General features: G+C 34.8%; 7 protein-coding genes and 1 pseudogene. 5 read left to right on the top strand and 3 right to left on the bottom strand.

Translation table 11 applies throughout. The features are described 5' to 3' along the window. Both OUY_RS03200 and hemA read left to right on the top strand, forming a co-directional pair. On the top strand, window positions 1-1,105 hold a 1,105-nt coding region (locus OUY_RS03200), incomplete at its 5' end, for a TomO hydrophobic C-terminal domain-containing protein (protein ID WP_458695226.1). Window positions 1,106-1,167: 62 nt separating this feature from the next. Continuing rightward, on the top strand, window positions 1,168-2,364 hold the full coding sequence (gene hemA, locus OUY_RS03195) for a 5-aminolevulinate synthase (protein WP_010403233.1): 1,197 nt from the start codon (window positions 1,168-1,170) through the stop codon (window positions 2,362-2,364). 321 nt (window positions 2,365-2,685) lie between these two features. Here the strand turns inward: hemA and OUY_RS03190 are convergent, their stop codons facing one another. The 3 genes from OUY_RS03190 to rimM are packed head-to-tail and all read right to left on the bottom strand — an operon-like array spanning window position 2,686 to window position 4,505. Then, a complete protein-coding gene (locus OUY_RS03190) occupies window positions 2,686-3,378 on the bottom strand; it encodes an inositol monophosphatase family protein (protein WP_139686666.1) in 693 nt (230 codons plus the stop codon). Next, window positions 3,379-3,945, bottom strand: a complete 567-nt coding sequence (efp, locus tag OUY_RS03185; protein WP_139686665.1) for an elongation factor P — start codon at window positions 3,943-3,945, stop codon at window positions 3,379-3,381. It abuts the gene before it with no gap. A gap of 59 nt (window positions 3,946-4,004) precedes the next feature. Next, window positions 4,005-4,505, bottom strand: coding sequence for a ribosome maturation factor RimM (gene rimM, locus OUY_RS03180; RefSeq protein WP_139686664.1), 501 nt, complete (start codon window positions 4,503-4,505; stop codon window positions 4,005-4,007). Window positions 4,506-4,602: 97 nt separating this feature from the next. Here rimM and OUY_RS06425 point away from each other — a divergent pair, with 97 nt between their 5' ends. From OUY_RS06425 to OUY_RS03170, 3 genes and pseudogenes are all read left to right on the top strand, one after another. Continuing rightward, window positions 4,603-6,822: a DEAD/DEAH box helicase gene (locus OUY_RS06425; protein ID WP_246038656.1), complete on the top strand. Its 2,220-nt coding sequence runs from the start codon at window positions 4,603-4,605 to the stop codon at window positions 6,820-6,822. Beyond that, on the top strand, window positions 6,795-8,255 hold the full coding sequence (locus OUY_RS06420; protein ID WP_246038654.1) for a hypothetical protein: 1,461 nt from the start codon (window positions 6,795-6,797) through the stop codon (window positions 8,253-8,255). Before OUY_RS06425 ends, OUY_RS06420 begins: the two co-directional genes overlap by 28 nt. Window positions 8,256-8,319: 64 nt before the next feature. Beyond that, a pseudogene (locus OUY_RS03170) lies at window positions 8,320-9,023 on the top strand (helix-turn-helix domain-containing protein); the annotation flags it as partial.

Here is a 9,023-nt window from a genome sequence, read left to right as displayed (position 1 = left end):
TAAAAAGGTTTCAATAGAAGAAACTATAGATAATAATAATTATAGGATGGGTAAAATGCCTAAAAATATAGAAGAGAAATTGTCTAATGCTATCTTCGCTCTTAATTATGAAGAAGTAATGTCTTTAGTGGAAAAGGTAAGGAAAGAGGACAATAGTGTAGACACAAAGCAAATCTTGAATAAAGCCTTAGAAGACGCTAATAAGACGGAAGTTGGTAACAAAGATAAACTATCTCAAAGCAAGCTCGCAAAAATTAAAATATTTCTTGAAAAAGAGTTCGAGCATGTTGCTGCATTATCAGTGAGTGGTAATATAGCTGCTACTGCAAGTAGCCAAGAAATTCCTGTAGTGGAGCGTAAAGAAAGCGAGCCGGATTCACCATCACTGAGTTCTGAAGATGATGGTTTTTCTAAACTTGAAAGTGACGATTCTCCTAGAATTTCTTCAAATTCTCCTTCGTTTGATATTATTTCTGAAACAGAAGTACCTGAAACTGCAGCAGAAATGCCTTCAATGGTCACTGAGGGAAAGTCTGATGATCTAAATGACGAAAAAGATGATCAGCAAAATCTTACAATACCTACAGCTGTAGATCAGGGTACATCGCCTATTCCCGAAAGTCAATATGGTACTGCACACAATAAAGAAGATTTTACTGTTCTACCTCAATCATCATCATTAGGTTTTGCAAATGAAAGTGTTAATACCGTAATATCAATTGATAATAACAGAAAAGAGCAAACTTCTAATAAACCCGCCAAGCATGTAGAACAAGTTGCTAACGAAAATATACAACCAAAATCAGTAGCTAATAAGCAAGCTAGTAATAGCAACAAAATTTACACAAAAGAGAATAGCGTTAAATGGCCTACTGTGGCTACATGGATGTTTGCAGTAACTGGAGTACTTTCATTAGCTGCTGCACCAGTTGCATATTTTGCTCTCGGTACTAGTCTGCTGGTAGCAGGAGTAGCGGCAGGCATTGGAGCTTTCTGTATAGTTGCTGCTATAGCTGTACATTATTATAATAAGGCACCTTCAGGTCCACTTAAAGGACCAGATGTTGAGGAGGTTGTTCGTAATGCTGCTGTAGAAGCAAGTTAAGAAATAGTAGTCTATCATTTAATAATTTATTATAATTATATTGATTGTTAATAGATAAAAACTTGGTAGACTACGAAGAAATATTCTTAAATAAAATCAAAGATATAAAAGAAGAAGGGCGCTATCGTGAATTTACGCATTTTGCGTCATTACCTGGCAAACTTCCCTATATTATGGATTATGAAAGAAATAGAGAGGTTATTGTCTGGTGCAGTAATAATTATCTGGGAATGTCACAAAACGATAGTGTCATTGCTGCTATTCAAAATTCATCTGTTGGTGCTGGAGGAACAAGAAATATATCAGGTACAACAAAGGAAGTTGTTGAGCTCGAGAAGTCTTTGGCTGACTTGCATCAAAAAGAAGCTGCTTTAACTTTTGCTTGTGGCTATCTTGCCAACCAAACTACACTTAGTACTTTATCGTCTGTTATTCCGGGCGTGGTAATTTTTTCAGATGAGAAAAACCATTCTTCAATGATAGAAGGTATAAAATCAGGAAAAAGACCGAAGCACATATTTAGGCATAATGATGTTGATCACTTAGAGCAGTTGCTAAAGTCTATAGATATAAAAACGCCGAAAATAATAGCACTTGAATCTGTATACTCAATGGATGGTGATGTAGCACCGCTTGAAGCGATATGTGATCTAGCAGATCAGTATAATGCAATTACCTATTTGGATGAGGTACACGCAGTTGGCATGTATGGACCGCGCGGTGGCGGAATTGCAGAAAGAGAAGGTTTGATGGATAGAATAACTGTTATTCAGGGTACATTATCAAAGGCTTTTGGAGTGATGGGTGGATATATAGCGTCTTCAAAGAGCTTGGTGGATGTAATAAGAAGTTCAGCCCCAGGATTTATTTTTACTACTGCTATGTCACCCGTTTTAGCAGCAGCAGCAAAGGCAAGCGTTGAGCATTTAAAATCGAGCAATGTTGAAAGAGAGAAGCAAAAGCAGTCTGTTGAAAAGGTAAAAGACTCACTGAGAAACGCAGGAGTGAATTTTATTCAAACAGAAACTCATATAATTCCAATCATAATTGGCGATCCTGAGTTGTCCAAAAAAGCATCAAAATTGTTATTTGATGAGTATGGAATATATGTACAACATATAAATTACCCAACAGTTTCAAAGGGGACTGAGCGCTTCCGTATTACTCCTACGCCTTACCATACAAATGAAATGATAGAGCATTTAACAAAATCTCTTGTAAAAGTTTTTGAGAAATTGTCTGTTTGTGTCTGTTGTTGAGTTTAAAGTTGCCAAGAATAAGGTATCTATTTAAAAGCATGGTTAATGTACAAAATCAGTACTTTATTTCTTGTCATGAAAGTAGCTAACACTGGGATCTATAGCTCACACAGGTAAAGTTTACTCTTTTGTCATCCTATGGCTTGACCATAGGATCCAGTCTAAACAATCTGGATTCTAGTGTCACGTGCTGGAATGACACCTATTTGTTCCTATAGTTGTCTTTTCTCGTCCATCTTATTTTGCCACCCTGCTGCAATGAGGGGTAGGTAAGACCATTTATTATTTTCACTACGTGACTTTTGCTCTTTTGAATGAACTTTAGTTTATATCTCCAGCAATGACAAGCGCGTTATCTTCCCTTACTCTCCCACCGCTTTCTTGCAGAAAAAGCCTACCGAGTGAAGTTTTATATTTATTAATTCCAGAGTAAATTATTCCATTGTATCTTCCGGCAGCAAGATATGCAAAACCTAGTACCGTTGAGCCAAGGGAGCGTAGATTATTATTGTCAAGTGGTAATTTATTTAACAAATTACCACTTATGTCTATTATTCCCCCTTCACGAGCTTTCATCCGCATTTTTACATGGCAAGATTTGAAATCTTCAAGAAAAGCTCCTTTCTTTTCCTCTGCCCAGAAAGTTTCTCTAAGCGCTGGAGCATCAATCACAGCTGCTACAACTCTGTTTTTATGAATGAGACAAACTGATACTGCAAAATAAACCATACAACTAAAAAGGTTTTCCTTGCCTTCTATAGGCATAATAAACCAAGTATAACTGCCGTCTTTTAGATCTTGGCCCACATCGTCTTCAAAAATAAAGTCATAGTTCTGGTTGTAGTTTTTCAAGCAATCGTATATAAGTTGCTTGGATTTTGAATAAGTTTTATTGATAAAGTCTGCTGACTTAACGCTTGAAATTTGCAATTCATTAAAATCACGTATAAGCTGCTTGGAGGCACTGCGTACAGAATCAAGCATCACATTGATTCGTGGTGATGAAATGGCCATTTACTCTTTTACTCTTTCGTAATAGCTGTTATCAGGAGTATGTACTACAATTTTATCCCCTTCTTTTATAAATTGAGGCACGTTAACACGTATTCCGTTTTCCAAAATTGCAGGCTTATAAGAAGCAGTAACAGTCTGCCCTTTGATAACAGACTCTGTTCCTTTTACAGTTAGTGTAACGTGATCAGGCGCATGTGCAGAAATTATTTTATCTTGATAAGTTACTACTTTAATTTTCATATTATCTTGCAAATAAGCCTTCTTTTCCCCTAATAAGTCTAAATTTATAACAATCTGCTCGTAACTACTTGGATGCATAAGATTTACGATATTCCCTTCAGTAAAGAGATAAACATATTCCTCTTCATCTAAAATTGCCCTTCTGATTGTTGCATCAGAGCGAAACCTCTCATAGTACTTTGCTCCTGTTTGGATATTTTTCATTTCAGCTTGTATATATGCACCACCCTTACCAGGTTGAGTATGCATAATACTTATAACCGAAAATAAACCACCGTTATGTTCTAGTACCTGACCTAGCCTGATATCATTAGCCCTTTCTGCCATAACTACACTTTTAATTTAGTCTGATGATTATAAATAACTTTATACAAATATCAAAATTTTTATTGGCCAATGAATTCTGGCATGTTGATTACTATATATCTTTCCTTCATGTTGATGTATGGAAATATTTCTTTAGTGAAAGATAGCATAATGTTTTTTTTTGTGCTGATAACCAAAATTTCTAATATATCCCCTGAGCCAAAATTATGTACAGACTTCACATAGCCATATAATTCATTACTTTCTAATCTTACTTCCATATTCACAAGATCATTTTGGTAAAATTCATCCTCATCATTTAATTGTGGTAGCTTATTTCTCTCTATATATAACTTTTTATTTCTTAAAAGTTCTGCTTCATTACGGGAGTTCACACCGCTAATTGTTGCTATTACTAAATTATTACTGACAACAGACACCAAGCTTATTTTATAATTTTCACTTCCGCTTATTAGTTCACCATATAGGAAAATATTTTCGGGCTTTTCAGTAAAGGTTTTTATCCTAACAGCTCCTTTGATTCCATGGGGAGAAGTAATTATTCCGAGGCATATATTCATATTAATATGATAGTTGAAATCAGCTTTTTGTCTATAGAATTGACAATTTACTGAATTAACATACAATTAATATTGTGATAATTATAGTGGATAATGTGTGAGTTCTATCAGCAATCAAGAAAAGCAAAGTATTATAAGTGGCTTAGAAGAAATCAACTGTAAGTTGCAAGGTGAATCTATAAAACTTGATGATACAAAGGAATCTATAATAGTAGCACGTCGTAAACCTGTTGTTGAAGGGGTATTAGAACATCTACGCAACCCTTCTACTACTAACTGTAATGTTATGATCGATGCAGAAACTGGGTTTGGCAAGACTTACGATATTGGAATACTGAGTCATGTACTAACCCAAGCAGGGTTTCATCATCTGGTTGCAGTACCAAGTAGTGACCTAGTGAATCAAGCTAAAAAAATGATGAGTAGTGCATTTACTGTAAACATTAGGACACCTAAAACTGCTGAGGAAATTAAAAATGCACTGAAGGCAACTAAACCTACAACAATTATAGCGACACATGACCTGTTATTACAGCAAGAAAATGATCGTAAATTTAAAGACCAAAATACCAAGTTGTGGATTAGTGTTGATGAAGCAGACAGTATTAACAAGCAGCAGGATTTTGAGAACATGTGCAAGCTTGATGAGAAATATCCTACGACTTACCTCACTGCAACACCAAAGAGAAGGATTTTAAATAGATGCGGAAAAGTTATCAGCCCGACAAGATTGAGTAGACGTTGTATTGCAAACGCCATCGAAACAGCAAGTGTTATTGCAAAAACCAATAGGAGAACAAATTTCACTCTAGCATTTGTAGTGAATATTGCTGTTACTATAATACCTATGATTACATTATTTCCTGTTATAAATAGTAATGTTGCTGCTGTAATTGGTCTAACTTCAGATTATTGGCTGTATTCTGCTTTGATTGGAAACTTATATTATACAATTTCTATGTTTATATTTGGTATAGTAATGTTGCCAATTTGGTGGGTACTAACTAAAGCAACTGGTGTAGAGTCAAAAGAACTGCTTTCTAGATTTCTTGCTAACGTGCGTAGCTTATTTACTAGAGAAAAATCGAGCCCAGCTCATGAATATGTTGAAGAGAGCGAAGAAGTTTTTAATTACAATAAGCTTGTTGATACCGATGATTTATTAACTTCTATAAGATGGAATGTGCAAAGCCCAATTGGAGAAAGTGCTCTGCTTTTAGCTGATGATGTAAATAGTATAGTTAATCTTAACTTTGCGTTGCAGGGTAGAGATAATTTAGTATATGAAGGTAGTACACGTTATGAAGTGTATAATAAATTTCAGCCTGAAGGGATATCTTATCAAGACTATAGGCTCAAGTTACGCGAAGCGAACTTTATAAGCTGCGTTAAAAAGCAACATCCTAGTCTGACAGAAGAGCAGATATCTGAATTAAAAGAAAAGGTGGATTTCAGTAGTACTGCTGAATATCTAAAATATAGAGTAATGCATTCAATGATCGATCTTACTCTCTCATATTTAATGAAGTGTGATAATATTACTTTAGATAAAAAAAGAAGAGAAGGTTTGAGTGAATTGATAGAAGATGTTAAAAAGAATGTTAGCACCACTAATGATAACAATATTATAAGCTACCTAGAGAGAAAAGGCTTTAGTGAGCAATTTGCTAGAGATGAGCTCTTACTGCAAATAAAGACAGTAATTGAAGCACTGAGTAAAAGTGATAATGAGCAATGCAGCTTAATAGTTGATAATTGGCGCTTAAGCAAAGAGCTCCATGACCTCATGGAAAGAGAGGAAGGTATACTACATAGTCTCATTGATTTCTGCAAACAAAATAAATGTATCTTTGCAGGAATTGGGAAAAATGATCTTGGTATTGGAGAAAACAGACTCTTTTCAGCGATAATACGTAATCAGATAGGTGGATATCGAACTCTTTATTGTGATTATGAAAAAAGAGATTTTGATTCATTGGCTAAATATGCGTTGACAACGGTTATAGATGGATCGAAAGGTCGTGGATTTGATAGTGAATATAATCATGTTGCATCAATATTTGCAGATTCGGTTAGTCAGTTCAATAATCCATCTGAAGCCCTACAGAATCTTGGAAGAAATAGAGAGCGTAATGAGAGCAGACAATCATGGTTTTTCGCTGCTGCAGGTGAAGAAGTTGAGCTATTTGTGAATAAGATCTTAGCAAATTTTAAAAACGAACCACAGAAATTTTGTCAGAAAGTTTTGTTTCCAGCTACTAATAAATACAATAAGTTGCTAAAAATAGAATGGGAGAAGAACTTGGAAGAAAAATAGAAATCTATATTAGTAAAAATATTGATGCATTAGGAAATATTGATGATTCAGCTCTGAAGAAGTTTTCTAGTGATTTGATAAAAGAAACGTATGAAAAGGTTCATGATATAAATGATTTTGATGTCAAAAAGACAGAACAAGATTTACATAGGATTTTAAAAAGTACAGAGGCATACCTTCGTTCATATGAGAACAGAATTAAAAACAACGGTAAATTATCTTGCACATGCTCAGCTTTATTTTCTGTGGGGAGTGCTATAACAAAGGTAATGTATTATCTTTGGGCAGGGTTTGACTATTTAGTCTTTTTGGCTAAAGCGTACAATATAGATAAATCTGGAGATACCAGTGCAAGAGCGTATGTACACATAATCAGAAACTGTCACTGTGAAAGTAGTGTGAAGGCGCAAAATGTATTGGTTCATGCATTAGAAATTGCCAAAGAACATGACAGCAGTTTCAAAAGAAATAGTTTGTACGAAGGCAATGAGGATAGATATAAAGAAAAAATCATCTCATATTTTCAATCCAAGCAATATATACGTGCATTAGATAGAACAATTGCTCAAATTGAAAATAAACACTTGGTAACAATTTTGAAAGCTGTAGGCTACGAAGATGATGCTAATAAAATGGCACAAGAAATCAAAGATTTTTTATGTGATTTAAAGAATTTAAATTGTGTAGACTTGAGAGAAAAATATTATCAAGGCAACTTATATCAAGAAAGCAAATTATACAAAATCAATAATCAAGTTAGTACGATAATTGATGAAATTGTAAGGTGTCATAAGTGGCATCATGGAATAGAGGACTTAGAGCTAAAATTAAAAATCAACCATAATATTTTTGAAGTCAGAGTTAACAATGATTTTTCTAAGTTACGTGAGAAAAACTTTAACAAACGCTCTAAAGAAAGGACATATCTAGGTAGAGCTATGTTACTTATTGGGTTTATAATTTCAATGGAGCTTATAGGTAGAATATCATCAGGTCAGACCATGCCATTGCCTTTACTTTGCGGTTTTATAGTATTTGGACCATTGGCACTCTTGTGTGGTGCATTGTTATATGAAATAACAACCTATTTAGTGAGAGGAGCATTTTTTACTTTTGGAGTGCCAGTTGTGTTAGAGGAGCTATTTAAATTCATTGTTAAAAACAGTTTAATGCAGAAGTTATTAGATGTGGCATTATCGTTTGGTAATGGTGCTTTCTTAGGTGTTGAAAAGAGTGCTGTGCAATCTTTTATATTTGAAGATGCAACAAAATTTGACTCACTAAGTGATATAAATGAGCTTACACTGATAAGAGAACAGGAAAAGGCAAAGTGTACAAATGAAGTAGCTGATAAAGTTGTAGCTACTGCTTTATCTGCAATTTTGATACAGCCAACAACTAGTGAGCAGGAAGGTTTAGTTGTAATAGTTTAGACTTGATCTGACAAGCAAACAAAGTAAGATAAAAATATAGACAAGTTTTAAAGGAGTGTCAGATATGAATACAACACAAGAAAAAATACTAAAACCAAAGTTGGGATTGCTAGAACTTGCAAAGCAATTAGGAAATGTATCACAGGCGTGTAAAGTAATGGGATATTCAAGGGATACATTTACCGCTTCAAAGAACTGTATGAAACAGGAGGAGAAGAGGCTTTACACGAGATAAGCAAAAGCAAGCCATTGTATGCAAATAGAGTGTCGGAGGATATAGAAAAAGCAGTAGTTGAAATAGCAATAGAGTTTCCAGCATACGGACAAGAAAGAGCAGCAAACGAACTGAAAAAGAGAGGAATTCTCATCTCTGCAAGTGGAATAAGATCAGTGTGGCAAAGAAACGATCTTGAAAATTTTAAAAAGAGGTTAAAGGCATTAGAAGCAAAAGTAGCTCAGGATGGTATCATTTTAACAGAAGAACAGATAACAGCTCTAGAAAAGGCTAAGGAAGAAAAAGAGGCCCATGGAGAAATTGAAACAGAGCATCCAGGATACTTAGGTAGCCAAGACAGTTATTATGTTGGTAATATCAAAGGTATTGGACGAATTTACCAGCAAACCTTTGTTGATACCTATTCCAGAGTTGCTTTTGCTAAGCTTTACACAGAAAGGACTGCTATCACAGCTGCAGATCTTCTTAATGATAGGGTAGTACCGTTCTTTGATGAACAGAAAGTATCATTGCTACGTGTTTTGACGGATCGT

Origin of the sequence: Wolbachia endosymbiont of Leptopilina clavipes, assembly GCF_006334525.1 — a bacterium.
GTDB lineage: Bacteria > Pseudomonadota > Alphaproteobacteria > Rickettsiales > Anaplasmataceae > Wolbachia.
The sequence above is the reverse complement of the archived record's forward strand: the minus strand, read 5'-3'. Positions and strand labels throughout refer to the sequence as shown.